The organism is Paraburkholderia phymatum STM815 (assembly GCF_000020045.1).
GTDB lineage: Bacteria > Pseudomonadota > Gammaproteobacteria > Burkholderiales > Burkholderiaceae > Paraburkholderia > Paraburkholderia phymatum.
On sequence record NC_010622.1, the window covers coordinates 1,272,168 to 1,293,942 of the forward strand.

The 21,775-nt window shown below is 62.3% G+C and carries 25 protein-coding genes; 13 read left to right on the forward strand and 12 right to left on the reverse strand.

The window, feature by feature from the left end; all coding sequences use genetic code 11:
- Window positions 1-11 precede the first annotated feature (11 nt).
- On the reverse strand, window positions 12-1,439 hold the full coding sequence (gene atpD / locus BPHY_RS05725; protein ID WP_052306063.1) for a F0F1 ATP synthase subunit beta: 1,428 nt from the start codon (window positions 1,437-1,439) through the stop codon (window positions 12-14).
- Between the two features lie 259 nt (window positions 1,440-1,698).
- Between atpD and BPHY_RS05730 the strand changes: the two genes are divergently transcribed.
- Window positions 1,699-2,313, forward strand: coding sequence for a LemA family protein (locus tag BPHY_RS05730; protein WP_012400533.1), 615 nt, complete (start codon window positions 1,699-1,701; stop codon window positions 2,311-2,313).
- Between the two features lie 237 nt (window positions 2,314-2,550).
- Here BPHY_RS05730 and BPHY_RS05735 read toward each other — a convergent pair whose 3' ends face one another.
- Complete coding sequence (locus BPHY_RS05735) at window positions 2,551-3,297, reverse strand: beta-ketoacyl-ACP reductase (protein ID WP_012400534.1); 747 nt, start codon at window positions 3,295-3,297, stop codon at window positions 2,551-2,553.
- A 1-nt stretch (window position 3,298) separates the two neighbouring features.
- Window positions 3,299-3,544, reverse strand: coding sequence for a hypothetical protein (locus BPHY_RS05740; protein WP_012400535.1), 246 nt, complete (start codon window positions 3,542-3,544; stop codon window positions 3,299-3,301).
- Between the two features lie 210 nt (window positions 3,545-3,754).
- Here BPHY_RS05740 and BPHY_RS05745 point away from each other — a divergent pair, with 210 nt between their 5' ends.
- From BPHY_RS05745 to BPHY_RS05755, 3 genes are read left to right on the forward strand one after another with little or no spacing between them, the layout of a single operon-like run.
- Complete coding sequence (locus BPHY_RS05745; RefSeq protein ID WP_012400536.1) at window positions 3,755-4,594, forward strand: universal stress protein; 840 nt, start codon at window positions 3,755-3,757, stop codon at window positions 4,592-4,594.
- Between the two features lie 16 nt (window positions 4,595-4,610).
- Window positions 4,611-5,114: a universal stress protein gene (locus BPHY_RS05750; RefSeq protein WP_012400537.1), complete on the forward strand. Its 504-nt coding sequence runs from the start codon at window positions 4,611-4,613 to the stop codon at window positions 5,112-5,114.
- A complete protein-coding gene (locus tag BPHY_RS05755; protein WP_012400538.1) occupies window positions 5,111-5,944 on the forward strand; it encodes a universal stress protein in 834 nt (277 codons plus the stop codon). The genes BPHY_RS05750 and BPHY_RS05755 overlap by 4 nt, the downstream gene beginning before the upstream one ends.
- Before the next feature lie 182 nt (window positions 5,945-6,126).
- Here the strand turns inward: BPHY_RS05755 and BPHY_RS05760 are convergent, their stop codons facing one another.
- Entirely contained in the window at window positions 6,127-6,573 is a 447-nt protein-coding gene (locus BPHY_RS05760) for a universal stress protein (protein WP_012400539.1), read from the reverse strand.
- 380 nt (window positions 6,574-6,953) lie between these two features.
- Between BPHY_RS05760 and BPHY_RS05765 the strand changes: the two genes are divergently transcribed.
- From BPHY_RS05765 to BPHY_RS05785, 5 genes are all read left to right on the forward strand, one after another.
- Window positions 6,954-7,598 carry a response regulator gene (locus tag BPHY_RS05765; RefSeq protein WP_012400540.1) on the forward strand — a complete coding sequence of 215 codons (645 nt, stop codon included), beginning with the start codon at window positions 6,954-6,956 and terminating at the stop codon, window positions 7,596-7,598.
- A 169-nt stretch (window positions 7,599-7,767) separates the two neighbouring features.
- Window positions 7,768-8,550 (forward strand): fumarate/nitrate reduction transcriptional regulator Fnr, encoded by a 783-nt coding sequence (gene fnr / locus BPHY_RS05770; protein ID WP_012400541.1) that lies wholly within the window; start codon window positions 7,768-7,770, stop codon window positions 8,548-8,550.
- 167 nt (window positions 8,551-8,717) lie between these two features.
- A complete protein-coding gene (locus BPHY_RS05775) occupies window positions 8,718-9,749 on the forward strand; it encodes an Acg family FMN-binding oxidoreductase (protein WP_012400542.1) in 1,032 nt (343 codons plus the stop codon).
- Between the two features lie 95 nt (window positions 9,750-9,844).
- On the forward strand, window positions 9,845-10,129 hold the full coding sequence (locus BPHY_RS05780) for a c-type cytochrome (RefSeq protein WP_176061958.1): 285 nt from the start codon (window positions 9,845-9,847) through the stop codon (window positions 10,127-10,129).
- A gap of 43 nt (window positions 10,130-10,172) precedes the next feature.
- On the forward strand, window positions 10,173-10,541 hold the full coding sequence (locus tag BPHY_RS05785) for a DUF3564 domain-containing protein (protein WP_012400544.1): 369 nt from the start codon (window positions 10,173-10,175) through the stop codon (window positions 10,539-10,541).
- A 26-nt stretch (window positions 10,542-10,567) separates the two neighbouring features.
- On the opposite strand, the gene BPHY_RS05790 is transcribed toward BPHY_RS05785, so the two are convergent.
- Window positions 10,568-10,888, reverse strand: coding sequence for a hypothetical protein (locus BPHY_RS05790; protein ID WP_012400545.1), 321 nt, complete (start codon window positions 10,886-10,888; stop codon window positions 10,568-10,570).
- 384 nt (window positions 10,889-11,272) lie between these two features.
- Between BPHY_RS05790 and BPHY_RS05795 the strand changes: the two genes are divergently transcribed.
- The 4 genes from BPHY_RS05795 (at window position 11,273) to BPHY_RS05810 (ending at window position 15,400) form a co-directional block, all read left to right on the forward strand.
- Entirely contained in the window at window positions 11,273-12,781 is a 1,509-nt protein-coding gene (locus tag BPHY_RS05795) for a sensor histidine kinase (RefSeq protein ID WP_012400546.1), read from the forward strand.
- Window positions 12,782-12,790: 9 nt separating this feature from the next.
- Window positions 12,791-13,243 (forward strand): response regulator, encoded by a 453-nt coding sequence (locus BPHY_RS05800; RefSeq protein WP_012400547.1) that lies wholly within the window; start codon window positions 12,791-12,793, stop codon window positions 13,241-13,243.
- Window positions 13,240-14,712, forward strand: a complete 1,473-nt coding sequence (locus BPHY_RS05805) for a hybrid sensor histidine kinase/response regulator (RefSeq protein WP_012400548.1) — start codon at window positions 13,240-13,242, stop codon at window positions 14,710-14,712. Before BPHY_RS05800 ends, BPHY_RS05805 begins: the two co-directional genes overlap by 4 nt.
- A 211-nt stretch (window positions 14,713-14,923) precedes the next feature.
- Window positions 14,924-15,400, forward strand: coding sequence for a CreA family protein (locus tag BPHY_RS05810; protein WP_012400549.1), 477 nt, complete (start codon window positions 14,924-14,926; stop codon window positions 15,398-15,400).
- Window positions 15,401-15,442: 42 nt separating this feature from the next.
- Here BPHY_RS05810 and BPHY_RS05815 read toward each other — a convergent pair whose 3' ends face one another.
- The 7 genes from BPHY_RS05815 to BPHY_RS05845 all read right to left on the reverse strand — a co-directional run bounded on the left by BPHY_RS05815 (window position 15,443) and on the right by BPHY_RS05845 (window position 21,775).
- A complete protein-coding gene (locus BPHY_RS05815; RefSeq protein ID WP_012400550.1) occupies window positions 15,443-15,733 on the reverse strand; it encodes a hypothetical protein in 291 nt (96 codons plus the stop codon).
- 244 nt (window positions 15,734-15,977) lie between these two features.
- Window positions 15,978-16,772, reverse strand: a complete 795-nt coding sequence (locus BPHY_RS05820) for an ATP-binding cassette domain-containing protein (protein ID WP_012400551.1) — start codon at window positions 16,770-16,772, stop codon at window positions 15,978-15,980.
- Window positions 16,772-17,710, reverse strand: coding sequence for an ABC transporter permease (locus tag BPHY_RS05825; protein ID WP_244304904.1), 939 nt, complete (start codon window positions 17,708-17,710; stop codon window positions 16,772-16,774). Before BPHY_RS05825 ends, BPHY_RS05820 begins: the two co-directional genes overlap by 1 nt.
- Window positions 17,711-17,766: 56 nt before the next feature.
- Window positions 17,767-18,846 (reverse strand): sugar ABC transporter substrate-binding protein, encoded by a 1,080-nt coding sequence (locus BPHY_RS05830; RefSeq protein ID WP_012400553.1) that lies wholly within the window; start codon window positions 18,844-18,846, stop codon window positions 17,767-17,769.
- A gap of 348 nt (window positions 18,847-19,194) precedes the next feature.
- Complete coding sequence (locus tag BPHY_RS05835) at window positions 19,195-19,659, reverse strand: hypothetical protein (RefSeq protein ID WP_012400554.1); 465 nt, start codon at window positions 19,657-19,659, stop codon at window positions 19,195-19,197.
- An 84-nt stretch (window positions 19,660-19,743) separates the two neighbouring features.
- A complete protein-coding gene (locus BPHY_RS05840; protein WP_012400555.1) occupies window positions 19,744-20,751 on the reverse strand; it encodes a MurR/RpiR family transcriptional regulator in 1,008 nt (335 codons plus the stop codon).
- Window positions 20,708-21,775 carry a C45 family autoproteolytic acyltransferase/hydolase gene (locus BPHY_RS05845; protein WP_012400556.1) on the reverse strand — a complete coding sequence of 356 codons (1,068 nt, stop codon included), beginning with the start codon at window positions 21,773-21,775 and terminating at the stop codon, window positions 20,708-20,710. Before BPHY_RS05845 ends, BPHY_RS05840 begins: the two co-directional genes overlap by 44 nt.

Sequence of the window (21,775 nt, forward strand, 5' to 3'; positions counted from 1 at the left end):
GCACGCCTCCGTCAGACGGCAGCGGCGGCGGCGCCCGTCTGCGTGCCACGCGTCTCCTTCGCGCGTGCCTCGTCGAGCGCACCGATCATGTACAGCGAGCTTTCCTGCCACTCATCGCACTCGCCATCGAGAATCGCCTTGCAGCCGGCGATCGTATCCGTCAACGCGACCGACCGGCCAGGCTGTCCGGAGAACGCTTCCGTCACCGAGAACGGCTGCGTCAGGAAGCGCTGCAGACGGCGAGCCCGCTTCACGATCCGGCGGTCGTCCGCACCGAGTTCCTCGATGCCGAGGAGCGCGATCACGTCCTGCAACTCGCGTTGATGTTCGATCACACGCCGTACGGCATTGGCGACGTCTGCATGCTCATCGCCGACGACAAGCGGATCGAGCAGGACGGACGTCGAGGCGATGGGATCGATTGCGGGATACATGCCTTCGGCCGCCTGCGCCCGCGAGAGCACCACCATGCTGTCGACGTGCGACGAAATCGTCGTCACGGCGGGGTCGGTGAAATCATCGGCGGGAACGTAGACGGCCTCGATCGCCGTCACGGCCGTCTCGCCCACCGACGCAATTCGTTCCTGCAGCGCCGCAACCTCGCTCGCAAGCGTCGGCTGATAGCCCACCCGCGACGGCATGCGACCCAGCAGCCCGGAGACTTCCGCCCCCGCCTGAACGAACCGAAACACGTTGTCCATCAGCAGCAGTACATTCTGATGGTGTTCGTCGCGGAAGTATTCGGCGATCGTCAGCGCCGTCAGCGGCACTCGCCAGCGAGCGCCCGGCGGCTCGTTCATCTGCCCGTAGACCAGCACGGCGCGCGGCAGCACGCCCGAACTGCGCATGTCAGCGAGCATCTCGTGACCTTCGCGCGAGCGCTCGCCGACGCCCGCGAACACCGAGATGCCGCTGTGCTGTTCGGCCATCGCATGAATCAGTTCCATCACCAGCACCGTCTTGCCGACACCGGCCCCACCGAACATCGCGGCCTTGCCGCCATGCGCAAGCGGGGTGAGCAGGTCGATCATCTTGATCCCGGTCGCAAACAGCCGGGTCGCGCCGCGTTGTGCAGCGAGCGCCGGCGGTGCACGGTGAATCGCACGGCGCTCGACGTCGCGCGGCAGCGGCGCGCCCGAATCCCGGACAGTTCCCGACACGTCGAACAGCCGACCGAGCGTCAAGGGGCCCACGGGAACCTCGATCGGCAGGCCAGTCGAATGCGCGAGCGTGCCGCGCGCAATCCCCGCCGTCGATTGCAGCGCGAGCGCGCGCACCACGGTGTCACTCACGTGTGCCTGTACTTCGGCGAGAATCGGCTGTCGACCATCGGGTGCGGCGATGAACATGGCGGTGTCGATGGGCGGCAGCGCATCGCCGGCGAAATCGACATCGACAACGGCGCCCCGCGCCGCGATCACGCGCCCCGTCGCAGCCATGCTTGCGGCCTGGCCGGCGCCTCCACTCTCGCGAATCGACACGTCCTGTGCTCCACGTCGAATTCCTGAACCCCTTCAAGATAACGGCGGGCGCCTCGACACAACTGATCCTGATCAATGACTGCACGTAATGCCCGCATCGCGTGAACGATATCCAGCGCGGTCCTCCGAAAACGTGCGGCGATTGACAGCGATCAATCCGTTATGTGCGAGGGCGTCTACGCTCGATCCGATAGCCCGGACATGGAGCACGATCGACATGATGAAAGCCTTGCTGATCATTCCCATCCTGTTTGCGCTGCATGCATTGGCCGGCTGCGGAATCGCCCCGTCGCTCCACGCGGATGAGCAGGTGAAGGCAGCCTTCTCCGATGTCATCACGCGCTACGACGAACGCCTCGGACTGGCCGATGAGGCCATCGCCCTCGCCCGCCACTATCTGCCCGCACAGGCATCGACATTCAAGGACATCGCCGACGCCCGTTCCGCCATCGAAGCCTTGCATGCGACACCCGCTCTCGTCGACGAGCGTGCGTTGTTCGAGCGCTTCGATGTCGCGCAACGTCAGATGACAGAGGCGATCTCGCAACTTCTCGTCGTGTGCGAATCCGTGCGCGGGCTCGACACGGCACCCCGCTTGCGGACGCTGCAGATGCGGCTTGCGTCGTCGGCGGCGCGCATCGCGGCTGCGCGAGCGCGCTACGACGAAGCGGCGCTCCAATACAACGCATCACTGCATCGCTTTCCGTTCGATCTGGCTGCAGCCCTTCATGCCGATCAGGACAAACCCACTTTCTCCACCCAGGACCGCTCGCCTGTTCACCGGCATCCGCGCACGGACTTCGGTACGCTGCGCGGCTCGCTGCGTGTCTGACGGGCAAGCGAACGGCCATGCCGCTCTGTTTTCCGGCGCGGCGGACGGAACCCGTTGTTTAGACTCGATCTCGTCCGCTGTCAGCGTACGCAACACTGCCGGGACCCGCCATTCGGCGATGCGCCGGGTCTTGCCGCTGCGCGAGCAGTACACGACAAGAAATGCACTGCGAGCCTCCGACATGCATGTGTGACCTCCATCTGGCGGCCACTGTGCGCTCCCGTCGGCGCGACACCCTCATTCCATGTGCATGCCGCCGTTGATGGCCAGGTCGGCTCCTGTGATAAACGCCGCGCTATCGGAACATAGGAAGGCGACCAGCGCTGCCACTTCCTCGGGCCGCCCAAGACGCCCGACGGGAATCTGCGGCAAGATTTTCGCTTCCATGATGTCGCGCGGCACCGCCTCGACCATCGCCGTTGCGAGATAGCCCGGCGATACGGTGTTGACCGTCACGCCACGCTTGGCGACTTCCAGCGCGAGCGCCTTCGTGAAACCATGAACCCCGGCCTTGGCCGCCGAATAGTTGGTCTGTCCGAACGCCCCCCGCGAGCCGTTGACCGATCCGATGTTGACGATGCGTCCAAATCCGCGCTCGACCATGCCCGGCAAGAATGGCTTTGTCATGTTGAACAAGCCGTCAAGATCGGTTCGCAGCACGCTGTCCCAATCGGTCTTGCTCATGCGCGCGAATGTGCCATCGCGCGTGATGCCCGCATTGTTGATGAGGATGTCGACCGATCCGAGTTCGTCGAGCACGCGCCGCGCGCAGCGCTCGCACGAATCGAAGTCTGCAACGTCGGCTGCGTACGCATGAAAATTGCGACCCGCGTCGCGCTCCTTCGTCAGCCACGTCGCGACGTGATCGTTACGTGCCGAATATGACATCGCCACGTTGATTCCCGCGTCGTCAAGCGCCTTGCTGATCGCCGCGCCCAAGCCGCCCATGCCACCCGTGACAAACGCCACACGCTTTGTTTTCATTTCAGACTCCTGTCGTTGCCGTATTGGCAGGCGCGCGCACCGCGCTCAGCATTTCGTCCTCGCCCGATTGCGTGAGCGCCGCTTCGATGCGACGAACGGCATCGCGATCCCGTCCGACGCTGCGGCTCGCCAATGCGTTCAGATCGCGCCGCCAGTCTTCCGCGAGTTCGGTAAGCCGGATCGGCTCGGCGAGTTCGGCCCGGCACATTTCTAACGACGCAGCAGCGTCCGGTAAGCGCTTCATCATGCATGCTCCTGATGGAATGCGGTCCGTGTTTCGGCACAAGGTTCGATTTCCACTCTAGTCACCCGCACTCCATCGCGATTGACATGTATCAAGCTGGCGGGCGGCCGGTGGACGGTTGATCTGCATCAACGGACATGGCAGAACGGATCATAGACTCCATTACACTGCGGGCGCTGCCCGTCAATCCGTCTTCCATCGGGAGTAGCGGCGATGAGCTATAAAAGCATTCTTGTTCATCTGGATACCAGCACACATACAGGTGCGCGGCTCGAGCTGGCATTGCAGTTGGCACGCCGTTTCCAGGCGAGACTGACGGGTGTGTTTTCGGCTTATATCCCCGACTCGCACGCCCTGTTCATCATGGCCGGCACGGCCAGCTATTACGCCGAACACGAGCGCCAACGGCAGGAGCGGTGCGACGAACTCAAACGGCTCTTTCACGCCGAGCTGGCGAGACTGGAAGTCGACGGACAGTGGATCTCCGCGCAAGGCTATCCGAATGAGTCGATGCCCCCCTACGCGCGCCTTGCCGATCTCGTCGTCGCGGGTCAGACGGACCTGAACGACCCCGAGTCGTTCATTGCTGAGCAGTTTGTCGAGAACCTGATTATGGCGGCTGGCCGGCCCGTCCTTCTGATGCCATCGAGCGGTTCGTACACGGACTGCGGCAAGCATGCGCTGATCGCTTGGGACGGCAGCCGCGAAGCGACTCGCGCACTCCACGATGCCATACCCTTTCTGTCGTATGCGGCAAGCGTCACCCTGCTCACCGTCAACGCCGATCGCGACGAGCCGGCGGGACTGCATATTCCGGGCGCCGACATTGCGCTCACGCTTGCGCGTCACGGCGTGAAGGTTGAGGTACGCGAGGTCAACGTCGAACGTTTCGCGCCCGTCGGAGAGGTGCTGTTGTCGCAGGCGGCCGATCTCGGTTGCGATCTGATCGTAATGGGTGCCTACGCGCATACGCGCTTGCGTGAGCTGGTGATGGGCGGCGCCACGCGAACGCTGCTCCGGTCGATGACCGTGCCCGTTCTCTTTTCACACTAGCCGCGGGAGCTTTGCCATGTACAAGCGCATACTCGTCGCACTCGACGGCAGCGACACCGCGTCGCGCGCACTCGATATCGCTCTGGACCTTGCCGCCGAGCACGGTGCTCACGTGCTGCCGCTCTATGTGATCGACGTGCCCGCGATCGCCTACGGCGTCCCCGGCTTCGACCCTTCCATCATCCGGGACGCTTTCGAGGAAGAAGGCAAGCGCATCACTTCCGATGCGAGCGCACGTATCGCAACACGCAGCGTCGCAGGCGCGCCGCGAGTCGTGGAAGTCGCCGCGCCCGGAGAGGACGTCGCCCATCGCATCAATGAAATGGCTCATGAGTGGCATGCCGATCTCATCGTCATGGGCACGCACGGCCGGCGGGGCTTCCGCCGGATGGTGCTGGGAAGCGTCGCCGAACGCGTGTTGCGAGGCGCCAGCTGCCCCGTTCTGATGATTCCTGTGCGCACCGACGACGTGCCGTCGGGAACGGCAACCGACATTCCCGTCGAAAAGGAACTGACATGAGCTACAAGACGCTGCTCGTCCATATTGACGATAGCCGTCACAGCCCAGCCCGGATCGCGCTTTCCCTTGATCTGGCGAAGCGCTGGGACGCCCATCTCATCGGGCTTTATACCGTTTGCACCGACCTGCTGCCCGGCGCGCTCAGAAAGAGCGAAAGCCGCCCGTTCGCGGAACTCGAAGCACGGCACTCCGAACTTCGGCAGAAGGCGCATGACAGCTTTCTCGCTGCTGCGGAACGGGCAGGTCATGGCAGCGTCGAATGGCGCGCGCCGCGCGGACCCGCGCAGGAAGTCGCGACGCTCCATGCCCGCCACGCCGACCTGCTGATCCTGGGTCAGGACGATTCGAAAGACGCTGCTTCGTATGTCGCGCCCAATTTCGTCGGCAACCTGATCCTTGATGCGGGCCGCCCCGCCCTCGTCGTTCCTCACGCGGGTACCGTGCAAGCGCTCGGCGAAAATGTACTGATCGCCTGGGACGGCAGCCGCGAAGCCGCTCGCGCAGTGGCCGACGCACTGCCGCTGCTCGAGAACGCCCGCTATGTGACCGTCGACATAGTGCAACACGCTGACGGCGCCCGCGAAGCGCCCGTGGGAATCGATGTCGCAGCGTGGCTCGATACACATGGCGTGAATGCATCGTTCTCTGCAACGCCCAGGCACATCGGGGCGAATGCGGGCGCCACGCTGCTCAACAGGGCGTCGGATATGCATATCGATCTGCTCGTCATGGGCGCTTACGGCCATTCCCGCGCACGGGAACGCGTGTTCGGTGGTGTAACCCGGACAATGCTGGAATCGATGACATTGCCTGTGCTGATGTCGCATTGAGCGCTGTGGCGCAACAACGGGAATCAACGCGACGCAAGGCATGCGTGTGCCGCCGATGTCCATCGCGTCGGTGCCACACACCAAATTGCCGCTTCGGAAAGAGCGCGGGATGAATCGCGTGCGAGCAGCAATCGCACGGGCAAGACGCCGCGTCGCGACCGGGCACGCTCGTTGGCGTGCGCCTAGCCGTCGTGCCGGAGTAGCAGAACTGGCCGCTGCGTCGAGCGCACGAGCGACTCTGCGACGCTGCCGAGCAAGAACCGCTGCGCGCCGCGCCTTCCATGCGTACCGATCACGATAATATCGGCATCGCATTCTTCGGCCGCGCGTGCCACTACCTCCGACACGCTTTCGCCATATGCATCGATCGCCCGCGTCTTCCCGGTGACGCCCGACTCCTGGAACAGTTCGGTTGCCACGTCGAACATGCGAGTGGCAACGTTTGGCGCGGCAGGGAGCTCCCGTTCGAACTCCAACCGTGCGCTCACCTCCCCCGGCCATCGGCCACGGTCCACCACGGACAGCGCATACACCACGCCTCTGGACTGTTTCGCGAGCCTGACCGCCTCGCGCAGCGCCATCTCTGCGCTGGCGCTATCGTCGAGCGCGACAAGGATCCGGTCGTACATGGTGCATCTCCAGACGTGGGCTACCTCGAACGGCAGCGAAAGTTGCATGAATGGCAGTGTGTGACGGCGCCCCGCTCGCCGGTTGACTCAGGTCAACCGAACGACGGGCTGTCATCAGGACGGGGGACAATAGCGCTTTTATGTAAGCGCACAAAACGCTGAGAGCGGGGTGCATGCGAGTCATGCCTGCCGGCGATTTGTTCGACGGTCACGCGGGCGACGCAAGAACGCGTACAATCAAAAGCACGGTCATCAATCGTGCCAGGCAACGCAGGTCAAGCGCGTGTCAAGCAACAACGCGTTGTCGTCCGGACCGACGGCCGCTTCGCGAAAACGATCAAGTTTCCCCTGCAATTCGTGAGCCAGGAAGAAACCCAACCATGATCAAGGTATTGTTGGCCGATGACCATGCGCTCGTACGCGACGGCCTGCGCCACATTCTCCAGAGCGCCAGCGGTTTCGAAGTGGCCGGCGAAGCATGGGACGGCATCACCACCATCGCGCTCATTCGCTCTACGCCGGCGCAAGTGCTCGTTCTCGATCTGACGATGCCGGGCCGCAACGGCATCGAACTGATCCGGCAGATCAAGGACGAGCAGCCCGCGCTGCGCATCCTCGTGCTGACGATGCATGCCGAGCAGCAGTACGCGGTGCGCGCATTCAAAGCGGGCGCCTCGGGATATCTGACGAAGGAAAGCGCAAGCGTGGAGCTGGTCAACGCCGTCACGAAGATAGCGGGCGGAGGTGTGTACATCAGCCTGGCGATGGCCGAACGCCTGGCACAAACCCTGAACGAGCCCGCGGAAGCGTTACCGCATCAGCGGCTCTCGGACCGGGAGTTCGATGTCTTCAGACGAATCGTCGCCGGCCAGAGCATTACGGAGATCGCTCATGAATTATGTGTGAGCGTAAAGACCGTGAGCACGCACAAGACACGCGTACTCGAGAAAATGCAGTTGCCGAATGAGAACGCGCTTGTACGTTACGCGATTCGTTACAAGCTCATCGAGGACGACGAGCTATAAATAGGCATTCTGACGTCGGCGTTGGTAGGACTATTCCTAGCCTCGCTGCCTCACCTCCTATCTCCGGTTAAAGCACCGCCGATACCTTTTTGCGATACGAGCGCCAATACTTGGTTCATCGCGAGTCGCCGCACGCATGCGCGCGCAGACGAGAATTGAGGAGACAAAGATGCTTGCCGCAAACACGCAGACGTCCAATCATGTTCCGGGCCGCGCCGCCGCGGTCATTCCGATCCGGCCCGTTCAAGACAGCGATGCGCCGCGTCACGGCACGGCACGCTGCTCGTCATGTTCGATGCGCTCGATCTGCATGCCTCCCGAGCTGAGCGCAGAAGATCTGTCGAAGCTCGATACCATCATCTGCTCCACGAGGGCGGTCAAACGCGGCGACACGTTGTATCGCGCCGGCGACTCGTTCAAGAGCATCTATGCGATACGGGCTGGGTCGTTCAAAACAGTCGTCATGCACCGTGACGGTCGCGAGCACGTGACAGGATTCGAGATTGCAGGTGAAACGCTTGGCCTCGATGGTGTCTGTGCCGGCCAGCACAACTGTGACGCGATCGCGCTTGAGGACAGTGTCGTCTGCATCATTCCGTTCGCGCAGCTCGAGATCATCTGTCGCGAAGTGAAGTCCATGCAGCATCACATCTATCGGATGATGAGCGGCGAGATCGTGCGGGATTCTGTGCAAATGATGCTGCTCGGCACCATGTCGGCGGAGCAGCGCGTGGCCACGTTCCTGCTCAATCTCTCCAGGCGTTTCAAGGCGCGCGGCTTCTCGGCCGCCGAGTTCCACCTGCGCATGACGCGCGAGGAAATCGGCTGCTACCTTGGCATGAAGCTCGAAACCGTGAGCCGCATGTTCTCGAAATTCCAGCGTGGGCATCTCGTCCATGCCAACGGAAAGACGGTCCGGATCGTCGACCCGGAAGGGCTCGCGAACGTGTGACCGGGCGCGGCGGGAAGCAGGTTGAGCCACGTCGGTGGTAATGAGGCGTGCTGGCTGGCGCCGCCTCAGTATAGACGTTGATTTGCCTCAACGATGAGTCGCTGTGACATGCCACGATGAATAGCAGGCAAAGGACATCCACGTCGTACGGGCAAAGGACATCTCACATGAACACCGCGACAACGCCGTCGGCGTGGGAGCTGAACGAAAAGGATTTCGATGCGCAAGCGCCACTCGAACAGCAGTTGCGATTTGCACTGCGGTACGCGGTTCTCGCCCCTTCCAATCACAACACGCAGCCGTGGCGGTTCATCGTCGACGGACCGGCTGTTCAGGTATGCGCGGACTGCACGCGGGCGTTGCCCGTTGTCGACCCGTTCGATCGCGAGCTGCTCATTAGTTGTGGTGCAGCGCTGCTCAACCTGCGGGTCGCATTGAGCCACTTCGGGCTGTCGTATGCAATCGCCGTCTTTCCCTCCGAATCCGATCCCGACATCGTCGCTCAGTTGCGAGTCTCGAGAGACGGTCATGTCGACAAGGCGCTCGCCGATCTCTTCGCTGCATTGACGTCTCGCGTGACGACCCGAGCGCCGTTCGTCGACAAGCCCGTAGAGCCCGATCTTCAGTCGGATCTGGCCGCCGCCTGCGACGCGGAAGGAGCCCTCGCGACCTGCGTCGAAGCCGAGACTACGCGCCACGCAATCGCTCAACTGATCGCTGAGGCGGACCATGCGCAATTCGCCGATGCGCGCTTTCGCAGGGAGCTGGCGAGCTGGATTCATCCACACCGCCGGGACGACGGTATGCCCGCGTATGGCGCGGCTGTCGGCAGGCTGCTCGATTTCGCGGCGCCTCTCGTCACGACGGTCGTTCGTGTATTTGACGTTGGCGCCGGCGCGCCGGCCACGCATCAGCGGCTTGTCGAAGGGTCGCCGCTGTTTGTCGGTATCTCGACGGACCGCGACGACCGCGAAGCGTGGCTTGCAACCGGGCAGGCGCTAGAACGGATGCTGCTACTCGCGGCGTCGAGAGGACTGACGGCGTCGTACCTCAATCAGCCTATCGAAGTATCAACGCTGCGCGAAACGTTAAGAAGCCTGCTTGAAGTCGATGCGTTCCCGCAGTTGCTGCTGCGTATGGGCCGTGGTCCGCGGGTCGATCACTCGCCCAGACGATCGTTGTCGGACGTCGTCGATTAATGGCAAATCACCCGAATCAAAGAGGAGCGTCTACCGTGAGCCATCCCCGTTGGTCCATCCTGCTTGCCTTCGCATCAGGTCTCTTCGCTGCCGGAATGAACACGGCCAATGCACGCGTCGATGAACCGACCGAACTGGTCGACCAACAGCATTGCATGTTCTGTCACACGACGGATGCGCCCTTTCTTGCGCCATCGTTTCGACAGATCGCGGACCGTTACAGGGACGTTCCAGATGCGAGATCAATGCTGGAAATCAAGCTCAGAAAAGGTGGCCGTGCGCATTGGGGCGACACGCCGATGCCGCTGCCGCCCGAACGCGGCGGTCCGCTGTCCGCCGAGGATGCACACAAACTGATCGAGTGGGTGATGTCGCAATGACCTTTTGTCGTGTCTGCCAGCTTTATCGATTACGGAGATACCAATGAGAATTACGGTCCACCTCGATACATTTCAATGCGCTGACACAGCATATGCCGTTCTCTGGCTCGACCGCGGATCGCGCAAATGGTCACGGGAAGGACACGCAGTGATCGATCTGCCGGAATGGGGCAATCTGGCGTCCCCGAAAGGAAACACGCGGATTCATGGCGCCGACCACGACCGTGCGATCTGTGAACTCACAGGGCTCGATCTGGGCGCCGTCAACGGTCCGCGTGAGGGCGACTCGGGGCAAGCGTTGTGGTACCGGCATGCTCATCACGCGCCCGTTATCGGTAAGTGGCACATTCAATGTGTCGACAACACAGAATCGGATCCCGAGAGCGGCGTGTTCGCCGAAGGTGACGGCTGAACCTGCATCTCCCCGTCCCCCAGACTTTACTGCCTCCGCTGCTTCGTCGCATTCTCAGTGGCCTGAAGTTCCTTTTCCGCAGCATCGAACGCACAGCGGACAGCGTGCTCAGCATCTTCGCTCGAACAATGTTCGATGGGTTTGAGGTCGCGCGTGCGAGTGATCAGATCAAGGCGGACGTCGTAGGTTGGTCTCGCCGACGGCGAATGAATTTCCTCGATTGCCAGATGGCAATTCGAAAGAAGACCGCTGTAACGTTCGAGCCGCACGAGTTGCGCGGCAGCCTCGCCTTCCAGCCGTGCGGTCCCACAGAAGCCCAGATAGACGATCTGCATGCCAATGCCCATCTTCGCCTCCCCATGTTCCAACTCACCGCGCCTCGCCAATCGCTTTGGCCACCCTGACATCATCGCGTGCGCCGGACTGCCGTCGTTGACTTGTATCAACCGGCTCGCCCTCGCGAATCCGTGCGACGGCGGGATGCCCCGGCTCGGGCCTCGCCCCGTGTACGGTTCGGTCTTACGCTGCCGTCTTACGGTCCCGTCGCCGCGGGAAAGGGAAAACCCGGATGCCTATCTGGCATGCGCGGAGGTGGCGGCAGCACACATCGGCACAGAAACGAGCGATCATATTTCGTATGCCCCTAAGGCTATCCATCAGCTACCGCGATCGCGGCATGAGCGCCGCCCAGGCCAGGCGTCGGCGGCGGCATCTTTAACGACGGGAATCGAATGGAACCGTACAGGCAACTGAGCAGCTTGACTCACGAGCTTTTCCGCCAGGTCGTCGAAGCCGCGCCCAACGCGATGGTGATGGCGGATCGCGAAGGTCTCGTCGTGCTCGTGAACGTGCAGGCGGAAAAGCTCTTCGGCTATCCACGCAACGAACTGGTCGGAAATAGTGTCGATATGCTCGTCCCCGAGCGCATGCGCCGCGCGCATCCCGAGTTCCGTCGCATGTTCTACGGCGACCCGAGAAGCAGACCGATGGGGACGGGCCGTGATCTGTTTGCGCTACGAAAGGACGGTACCGAAGTTCCCGTCGAGATCGGCCTGAACCCTGTTACGACGACGGAGGGCATCTTCGTACTTGCAGCTATCGTCGACATCACAGAACGCAGACGCCTGGAGGAGCGCTTCCGGCAAGTGGTGGAAGCTGCGCCGAATGCGATGGTAATGGTCGGGCAGGACGGAAAGATCGTTCTCGTGAATGCGCAGACCGAGAACCTGTTCGGCTACAACCGCGAGCAGCTCTTCGGGAAGTCGATCGAAACACTCGTGCCGGAACGCTTTCGGAGAGGTCATGAGGTTTCGCGGAACGCCTATCTACATGATCTGAAACCGCGCCCGATGGGCACGGGTCGCGATCTGTACGGCCGTCGCCGGGATGGCTCGGAGTTTCCCGTGGAGATCGGGCTCAACCCCGTCAGAACCTCCAATGAAAATTTCGTGCTCGCCGCCATAGTCGACATTACGGAGCGAAAGCGCGCGGAACACGAACTCATGCGCCGGACAGAAGAGCTTGCGCGCTCAAACCAGGATCTCGAACAGTTTGCGTACGTGGCGTCGCACGATCTACAGGAACCGCTACGCGCCGTCGCGGGGCCCCTTCAGCTGCTTCAGCGCCGCTATCAAGGACAACTCGATGCGCGCGCGGAGGAGTTCATCACGCATGCCGTAGATGGCGCCACGCGAATGCAAAAGCTGATCGACGACCTGCTCTCCTATTCCCGTGTCGGACGGTCGGGCGCGGTTCAGCAGTTGACTGCCTGTGCGGCCGCACTTGATCAGGCACTGAAGAGCTTGAGCGTCGTGCTGCAGGAGTCCGGCGCGCAGATCACTCGGGATGCACTGCCTTGCGTCATGGCCATTCCGACGCAACTGGCGCTACTGTTTCAGAATCTGGTCGGCAATGCCGTCAAGTTTCGACAGGTCGATCGGCCTGTGCGCGTCGACATCGGTGCGCGCCGTGAGGGCGATAGTTGGGTCATTTCGGTAAAGGACAATGGTATCGGCATCGACCCGCAATACTTCGACCGCATATTCATGATCTTTCAGCGCCTTCATTCCCGGGCCGATTACCCAGGAACGGGCATCGGGCTCGCGCTATGCAAGCGTATCGTCGAGCAGCATGGAGGAAGCATCTGGATCGAGTCCCAACCGGGCGCCGGAACGACGGTCTTCTTTACCTTGAAGGCGGAAGATCGTGAAGCCCGTATCCCACCACAGCATACCCCGTAGGAGTAGCGCATGCCGACCCAGGCAGTTGACGATCTGATTCACATTCTTCTCGTCGAAGATAGCCCGACTGACGTCATGATCACGCGTGAAGCGTTCGATTACTACAAGCTTCTCAACCCGTTGCACGTCGCCGGGGATGGCGTGGCGGCGATGGAATTTCTGAGGCGGGAAGGTCAACATAGCGACGCGCCGCGGCCCGGCCTGATCATTCTCGACCTCAACCTCCCCAAAAAGAGCGGACGTGAAGTTCTGCAGGAATTAAAGGCAGATCCCGATCTGATGAAAATTCCCGTCGTCGTGTTGACGACTTCCAAGTCAGAAGAAGATGTGGCGCGGACCTATGGGCTGCACGCGAACTGCTACATAACCAAGCCCGTCGACTTCACGCGGTTCGTCGAGGTTGTACGCAGAATCAGTGACTTCTGGTTCGGCGTGGTGACTTTGCCCCCCGCCCGATCATGAATGCGCCCCCCGAAGTCCGGGTCCTGCTCGTTGAGGACAACCCGACGGACGCCCTGCTCATCGAGGAAGCACTGTCCGATGTGCTGGAATTCCAGCACCGCCTGTTCCATACAACCCTTTTGTCCGATGCGCTCGATCGTATTCAATCGATGCAATTCGATATCGTGCTGCTGGATTTGGGATTGCCGGACGCACAAGGAATCGGCACGTTCAGAACCTTGCACCAGCATGCCGCCGAACTGCCCGTCCTGGTGCTGACGGGACTTGAAGACATGTCGGTGGGGGTGAAGGCTATCCAGGAGGGTGCACAGGACTATCTGTCGAAGCGGGATATCAACTCATCGGAACTGGGTCGCGCCATACGCTACGCCATGGAGCGTCATCGGATTGCGATGGCGCTCAAGGAAAGCGAGGAACGGTTTCAGCTCGCAGTCAGGGGGGCAAGCGCCGGATTGTGGGACTGGAACCCGCAGACAGGCGCCGTTTATCTGTCGACCCAGTACAAGGAAATCATGGGGTACGAGGGGCATGAACTGCCCAACGACAGCCAGCCGATTCTCGACTTTATCCATCCCGACGACATCGAACGGGTCAAAACCCACCTCGCCGCGCACCTCGCGCAAAAATGCAGCTATGAGATCGAATACCGGATACGTGTCAAGACGGGGCAGTACCGCTGGATGCACGCACGAGGCCAGGCGCTGTGGAATCAGGCCGGCGAACCCTACCGTATGGTTGGATGGATTATCGACGTCACCGAACGTCGGCTGGCCGACGAAGCACTGCGTGAGTCGCGCGAAGAACTGAAGCGGCTGTCGGCGAACATCCAGCGCGCCCGTGAGGAGGAAAAAGCCCGGATTGCACGTGAACTGCACGACGATCTCGGTCAACAACTGGCTGCCCTCAAGATCGAATGCGCGAAAAACGGCAACCGCGCCACAGATATCGATGCGCCGAAAGCAGGCGCCGATATGAACAATATCTACGCGCTGATCGATCAACTGGTCGTCTCCGTACGACGCATAGCGACCGACCTGCGTCCCGCCATGCTTGACGATCTTGGACTGCTGCCCGCTATCGAGTGGTTTGTCGAACGGTTCTCGTCGCGATACCCGATATCCGTCGTCCAGCACATCGACGCGGAGGATATCGACTTCAACCACGACAGCTCCACGGCCGTGTTCCGGATCGTCCAGGAGGCGCTCACCAACGTGGCGCGTCATGCGGGCGCGACCCAGGTCACGCTGGAGATTTCCAGCAGCGGATCGCATTGTATTGTGCGGGTCGCCGACAACGGGCACGGTTGCCGGAACGATGTTCGACCGTCGCCAAGCTCATTCGGTTTAATCGGCATGCGGGAGCGCGCCGCAGCGTTGAGCGGCGAACTGATCGTCCAGACCGCTCCCGGCCAGGGCTTCGCACTCACCGTTTTGCTGCCACGCTTCGCGGTTGAGAACAAAAGCCCTTAGGCCACACGGGGCCGTTGCATCCATTCAAGGCCTCGGCTAATTCTTCAGCACCGGATCGCAGTCGAGCACGCTTTGCACTCAGCGCCCCACGAAGGCGCCCGTTGATATCGGTCAATCTTCAAAAGATCGAGCCTCGTAAGCTGGCTTAACCGGCCAGACGTCCATCGTTGGCTTCGGTTCCGGCATTCCAGGCGAAAACGGGAGACACATCATGGCACGTTGTCTTGCATTACTCTGCAGTTCGGCAACTCTCGCCATCTGCGTGACTCTCCCCGCTGAAGCTGAAGAACTAGCGAGAATCGCCACCCACTCTCACCGCTATGGCGGGCAGATCAGTATCTCCGCCTATGACGATCCGCTGCTGAAGGGCGTTACCTGTTACGTCTCCCAATCGCATGACGAGAACAGCTTCGGTGATAACGCCCCGACAACGCGCGCAGCCGACGCTGAAGTGTCCTGTCATCAGGTGGGCAAACTGGAGCCGACGGGTAAGTTGCCTCGGCGTGCTCAAGTGTTCGATGCAACAACCGATCCGATTTTCGGCACATTGCACGTATTCCGGATATTGGATCCGGGCCGCCTCACCGTGCTGTATTTCAGCTACACGGAAAACGAATTGTCGGGGAATCTGCCCGGTCACGTCGACATGATCCGGTTACCGATGCGGGGCAGGCAGATGGGCGAATAAGCCTCGCAGATTTTCCCTATGCGAGCTGGACCAGCCGGAGCGCTAAGCGCTCCTGTGCGAGGCTCGAGCCCCTGCTCCGCGAACGGAACCGCGATCGCCGTCGACCTCGGCTTGTATCCGGGCTAGTCGTCCGAGCAGATGCTCGATTTGCTCAGCGAGCGCATCGTCACATGCCGCGCTCCCCAGCAATGCTCTCAGGCGCGCTTTCCAATACGCGGGATCGTTCACGGGGCTGCGCACTGAGAAGTACGCTCTCGTCTGTTCGAGCAACGAGATCGCGGCCTTGAGATGCGCAACATCGCGCTCGAGTTCCCGATACGAGGACGAGGACATGTCGGCTCCGCAAACTGGATGGTTTCCGCCTCCATACTGCCTGGCGACATGCCACACACATTTGACGCCGATCAATTTCGCTGCGCACGGATTCGCGTCCGCCATCCAGTCGTTGAAGTCGCACGCGCGTACGCGGGACGCACTGGCGCTTGCATAGCGTCCAGTTCGTGCGCAACCCGCGCGCAGCGTACGGCGACGGCCTTTGCCTTTGCCTCGCCGCGGGCGCTTGAAGATCTGCCTTGAATTACGACGTCTGGCCCCGCATCGCCCGATACTCCCGGCGCACGATATCCATCAATTCAGCAACGGACGTGCTGACCGACTCCCGCTCATACGTCACGCGTCCGCGCTGCATCAGCATCACGCGGTCCGCGATATCGAGTGTCTGCGCGTAGTTGTGCATGATCATGATGATCGACAGACCGCCCTTCTCCTTGAGCCGCAAAATCAGGTCGATGATCAGCCCCGCCTCGCGCGCGCCCATCGCGGCAAGCGGTTCGTCGAGCAACAGGATCTTCGCGTTCGAATTGACCGCCCGCGCGACGGCAATGGCCTGCCTTTGGCCGCCCGACAACTGCTCGACGGGCAGGTCCACGGAAGGCACATGTACGCCGATCTCTTCGAGGCATTCCGCCGCTCGCGCTCGCATCGCCTTGTGGTTGAGCAGGCGGAACGGACCGGGACGGACGATCTCCCGGTTCAGAAACATGTTGTGATAGATGCTGAGCGAGTTGGCGAGCGCGAGATCCTGATAGACACATTCGATACCGAGCGCGCGTGCATGATCGACCGAACGCAGCAAGGTCTCGTCGTCGCCGAGAAAAAGCTTGCCGCTCGTCTGCTGATGAAAGCCTGTGAGAATCTTGATGAGCGTCGATTTGCCCGCGCCGTTGTCGCCCAGAATCCCCAGAATTTCGCCCTGCCGCAGCGATAGCGATACGCCGTCGAGCGCCGTCACCGCGCCGAAACGCTTGACGATATCTTCTGCGCGCAACGCCAGAGCCGGCGAGGTGGACGACGACAAGGGCAACGACGACATCACGCCCCTCCCTTGCGCGCCAGGCGAACGACGTGGATGTTGAAGATCATTGCCGCGAGAATCGCTGCGCCCAGAATCATGTTGAACGTGAAGGCGTTGATGCCGATCAGCGTGAAGCCGTCGTTCAGAATGCCGAGCACGGCCGCGCCGATCAGGCCTCCGATGATCGTCCCCGAGCCGCCCGCGAGCGGCGTGCCGCCGATCACCGCCGCCGCCACGGCGAGGAACATGATCTGATTGCCGCCCGCCTGCGGATCGATCGATGAAATGCGAAAGCCTTCCAGAATGCCTGTAAAGCCGGCCAGCACCGCGGCGAGGATGAAATTGCCGAGCTTCAGACGACGTACATGAATCCCCGCCTCGCTGGCGCCGAGCGGATTCGCGCCGGACGCAATCGTGTGAAGTCCCCAGCGCGTGTGACGCAGCGTGACGTGCATGATCGCGGCCAGCGCGGTCGTCCAGATGATTTCGCTGTAACCCCACGCGCCCATGAATTCGGCGAACATGCCGTCTTCGGGCGGCGACACGGGTGTGCCGCGCGAGATCGTCAGCGTAAAGCCGTTCACGAAGAACAGCGTGCCGAGTGTCGTGACGAACGACGGTATGCGCAGATACACCGACACCGCGCCGTTGATCAGGCCGATCAGACCCGCCGCCACGACGCCGGCGATCACCGCGAGCCACGCCGGCGCGCCCGCCTCGTGCGCGAAATGCATCACGAACGGGGCGAATGCGAAGACCATCCCGGCGGACAGATCGATTTCGCCGCCGATCATCAACATGATCTCGCCGAACGCGATGATCGCGACGGGCGCGATGAACTGCGAGAGGTTCCTCAGACTCGCGTCCGTCAGCAGGAAGTCGTGGTTCGCGGTCTCGAAGTACGCGCAAAGAATGATCGCAACCAGCAGGATGCGAATCTCGCTCGAGCGCACGATCGACCGCGACCAAAGCCGCGGCCGTTGCGCTTTCGTGGTATCCGTCACGGCAGACGTCACCCCTTGATCGCTCCCGAGCGCGGCACGATTTCAGGCTTCGTGCTCTTGCCTTCGTAGCGTGTCGACGTGTTGAGGTAAGGATCGACGGAACCCTTCGTCACGAACTTCAGGCCCGTGTTGACGTTGGCCGGCCCGACGAGCCCGCCGGATGCGAGATACACGAACGCCTGCATCACGGTATAGAAACCTTGCACGTAAGGCTGCTGATCGATCGTGAAGTCGAGGAAGCCGTCGTGGATCAACTGAACCGTGCGCGGCAGCAGGTCGAAGCCGCCGCCATGCACGCCCTTCGAAGGCAAATTGTTTTCCTTCATCACCTCGGCGACGCCTTGCGTGCTGCCCGCGTCGACGGCGAACATGCCTTTCAGATCCTGATGGCCCAGATAGAACGACTTGATCTTCGACAGTTCTTCGTTGACCGTCGCCCCCGTCGCGATGGTCTGCACATCGATCTTCTTGCCCGACTTCTTGATCGCGGCGACGGCGCCGTCGAGGCGCGGCTGAATGTTGAGCTGCCCCGGCGTCGCGATGAAGAGCCCGACAAGACCGCTGTCGATCAGGCTCGCGATGCGCTCGCCCATCTGATAGCCGGACAGATACAGATCCTGGCCGATATAGCTCAGCCGCGGATTCGTGGAGCCCTGCGGCGCATCGGCGTTGTAAGCGAACACGGGAATGCCCGCGTCGAGCGCGGCCTGGATCGGCTTGTCGAACGCTTTCGGGTCGACGATCGGCACGGCGATCGCATCGGCTTTCCCGGCAATCGCGGCGTTGACGGCATTGACCATCTCGGCGATGTCGGCATTGGCCGAACCCGTCCACTGATAGTCCATGCCGAGCATCGCGGTCGAGTCCTGAATGCCGTATTGCGTCGGGACGAAAAAGGGATTCGTCGTCACATGATTGACGAAGACGATCTTCCAACGCTTGTGCGCGGGAAACGGCCCGCCTTCGGCGGCCTGCGCCGGCGTGACCGCGCCGCCAAGCAGCGCCATCACCGCGCTCAGGGCGGCGCCTTGCAGCATGCCGCGACGCATGCCCTGCACTTCATCTTTGGGGTCCTGCTTTCCGGCCATGTCATCCTCCAGACTTTGAGTTATTGAATAACTTGCTGTGCATGACGGCGCAGGCGAGGAAAGCACCGGTGCCGGGCGGCACCACACTTCACAAACCACGTGTGCATGCGCGTGCGCCTGACGACGACCTCGCGGAAAATGCTATATCACGGCCTTTGAGCGAATAATCAACGTATACCCTAAAAGTAGTCCGACTATTTCGATGCGGCGATGCCGCGCCCCTGCCCGTCCCAATCATTGGGACTGCCCGCGCTGCGTCGATACATCATCCGGCGCACCAACGAAAAGGCCCGGAACAGACGTCCGGGCCTTGCAGGCTTTCAGGTATGAGTTCGAGGCCTCGAAGCGTCACTGCCCCGACGCATGCGACCGCAGATAGGTCAGATACCCGTTCTGCGTCTTCAGTATCTTTTCCGCACACTCGTCGTAATCCGATCCCTTGGCGTTATCCGTGCCATACATTCCGCGACACTGCGCAAACAACGTGAGCGTCGCGCCGCCGGGTTTGGCCACACGCGTCGCCGAGAACGCCACCTTGCCCGAGCTGTACGGAACGTCCGTTTCGATCGCCAGTGCGTCGGCGCGTGTCACCGGCGTGTCCGAATGCTGCTCGACATAGCGCTTCGTTGCCGCCCACGCGGCGTCGCACTGCGCCTGTTCGCAATCGGCGGCCGCATTGCGCTGGGCTGCGGCGAGGCTGCTTTCGTTGTGGCGATACTGCTGCGCCAGTTGCGCTTCCTTTTCGGCGGACGAGCACCCCGCGAGCATGAGCGCAACCAGGGCAACGGGCGCAAAGGTATCGATCTTTTTCACGAGCGAAGCTTCCCTGGCGAGAGTCGAGCGCGATTATAGCCGCACGCCTCGCGCATTCGAAGAGCCGCTCGATGAGCGGCCCGCTCAGTCCGTCTCGATCCCTAGCGCGGTGATCAGCCGCTCGCGCCGCGACAGCGCCTGCAGCGAGCGCTTGCCGAGATGCGTCGCGACGAGGTTGAGCAAGCCTTCGCAAAAGATCAGATACGCGCCCATGCTGTTGCTGAAGAAGCTGCTCTCGTGCGGTATCAGAAACGCATGACGCGCGGGCGGGACGAGCGGCGACGCGAGCGTATCCGTGATCGCGATCACCGTCATGCCCGCTTCGGCGGCGGCCGCCGCCGTCTCGGCCACGCTGCGCGTGTACGGCGCGACGCTCGACACCACCACCACATCGCCGGGCTGCAACTGCGCGAGCCCTTCCGCCACGCCGAGTCCTTGTGCATCGAGCAGCGCAACGTCGGTGCGGATCATGCCGAGCCCGTAGCACAGAAAACTCGCAAGCGAACTGAATTGCCGTAATGCGTGCACACGTACGCGCGGCGCGTCCGCGAGCAGGGCAGCGGCGCCGCGCAGGTCATCTGGCGACAGGCGACCGAGAAAGGTCTCGACATTGCCGATCGATTCGTGCGCCAATTGCGCGACGACGTCGATTTCCGGCGATGCGCCGCCGCGCCCGGACATCTGCATGCGCGCCGCTTTCCCGGCGACCAACCGCTGCGCCTGATGCGTATAGAAATGCCGATGACGGTGCGCAAGACTGTCGCGGAACACGCTTTGAAAATCCGCGAAGCCCGCGTAGCCGAGCTTCGTGCAAAGGCGCGTCAAGGTCGACGCATTCACGTCCAGCGCCGTCGCCAGATCCGTGATGGTGCGCACGGCGACTTCCTCGGGCTGCTCAAGCAGCTTCGCCAGTACCGTGTGCGCCTTGCCGCCGAGCGAGACGTCCGCCTCGTCGCGGCCGATGCGCACCACCAGTTCCCGCAGCCCGTCGACGGTGCGCGGCGCGCCGCCCGCTGTGACGTGCGCCCTCGCCGTGCTCCCGGTGGTGTTATTCGCGGCCTTGCGGCGCGTGTTGCGTTTGTCTGTGTCCATCGATGAACCGGTATCGGGGCGGCGTCCCAGGCTGTTCATAAACGTCCCATTCTATGTGAGACGCCCGGATCACGATATCGGCCGTTGCAAGTGTGTTCTCGCCATCGGGGTCGTCGGGCGCGGCGCGATAGATCGGCAGCGACGACGCCTCGTGCGTATCGGCAAGGATCGCGAGCGGATCGGGCGCGCGGCCCGCTTCGCGTGCTTCGTTCAGCAGCGTGTCGCCGCGCCGCTGACGGTCCCGCGACGAGGCCGTCACGCGCTGCGCGAAGCCGCTCATCGCCGGATGAATCGCGTGATTCGCATGCAGTGACGGCTCGCCGATCTCCCGCACCGAGCAGCCATGCGAGCTGTACTCGACACTCAGCAAGCCGGCGCGGACGCGATGGCCGAGCGTCAGATGAAAACCGCCTGCGCGAGGACTGTCGCGCAACACGGTAAGGGCTGCGTCGAGCGTCGTTGCATCGAGCACGGCGCGCGTGAGCACCATGCGCGGCACGCCCGCATCGACACCGCGCTGCCGCAGATTGTTGACCGTGACGGCCAGCCCCGCCTCCGTCACCGCAAACGTGTGTCCCGGCAGCGAGCCGGGATACACGAACGCCGCAAATCCGGGACTGCCGTCGATGCGGCATTCGGCGATCGCGCAATGTCCCGCGAAACCGGGGTCGCCGTCTTCGTTATGGGCGATGCGCGTGCCGAGGTCCGACGGCAATAGCACGGTGGTGCATCCATCGGGCGATGCGGCCCATAGGTCGCCGCGGCAGTTCCACAGGAAGACATCCTCGAACGGCACGCGCAGGCCGTCAGCGAGTCCCTGCAATTCCGACCAGATACGCGGGAACCGCTGCTGGACGTGCTGCGTCATGGCAGCCGCCATCGGCGAGCCGCGCCATTGCATCACCTCGTGCCACGCAGCGGTGCGCAACAGATGACCCTGTACCGCCGGCGCGCCGAAGCGCCCCAGCGCCTGGCCCGCCTCGTATGGCGAGCCCGAGACTTCGATCAAACCGAGTGCAGGCAT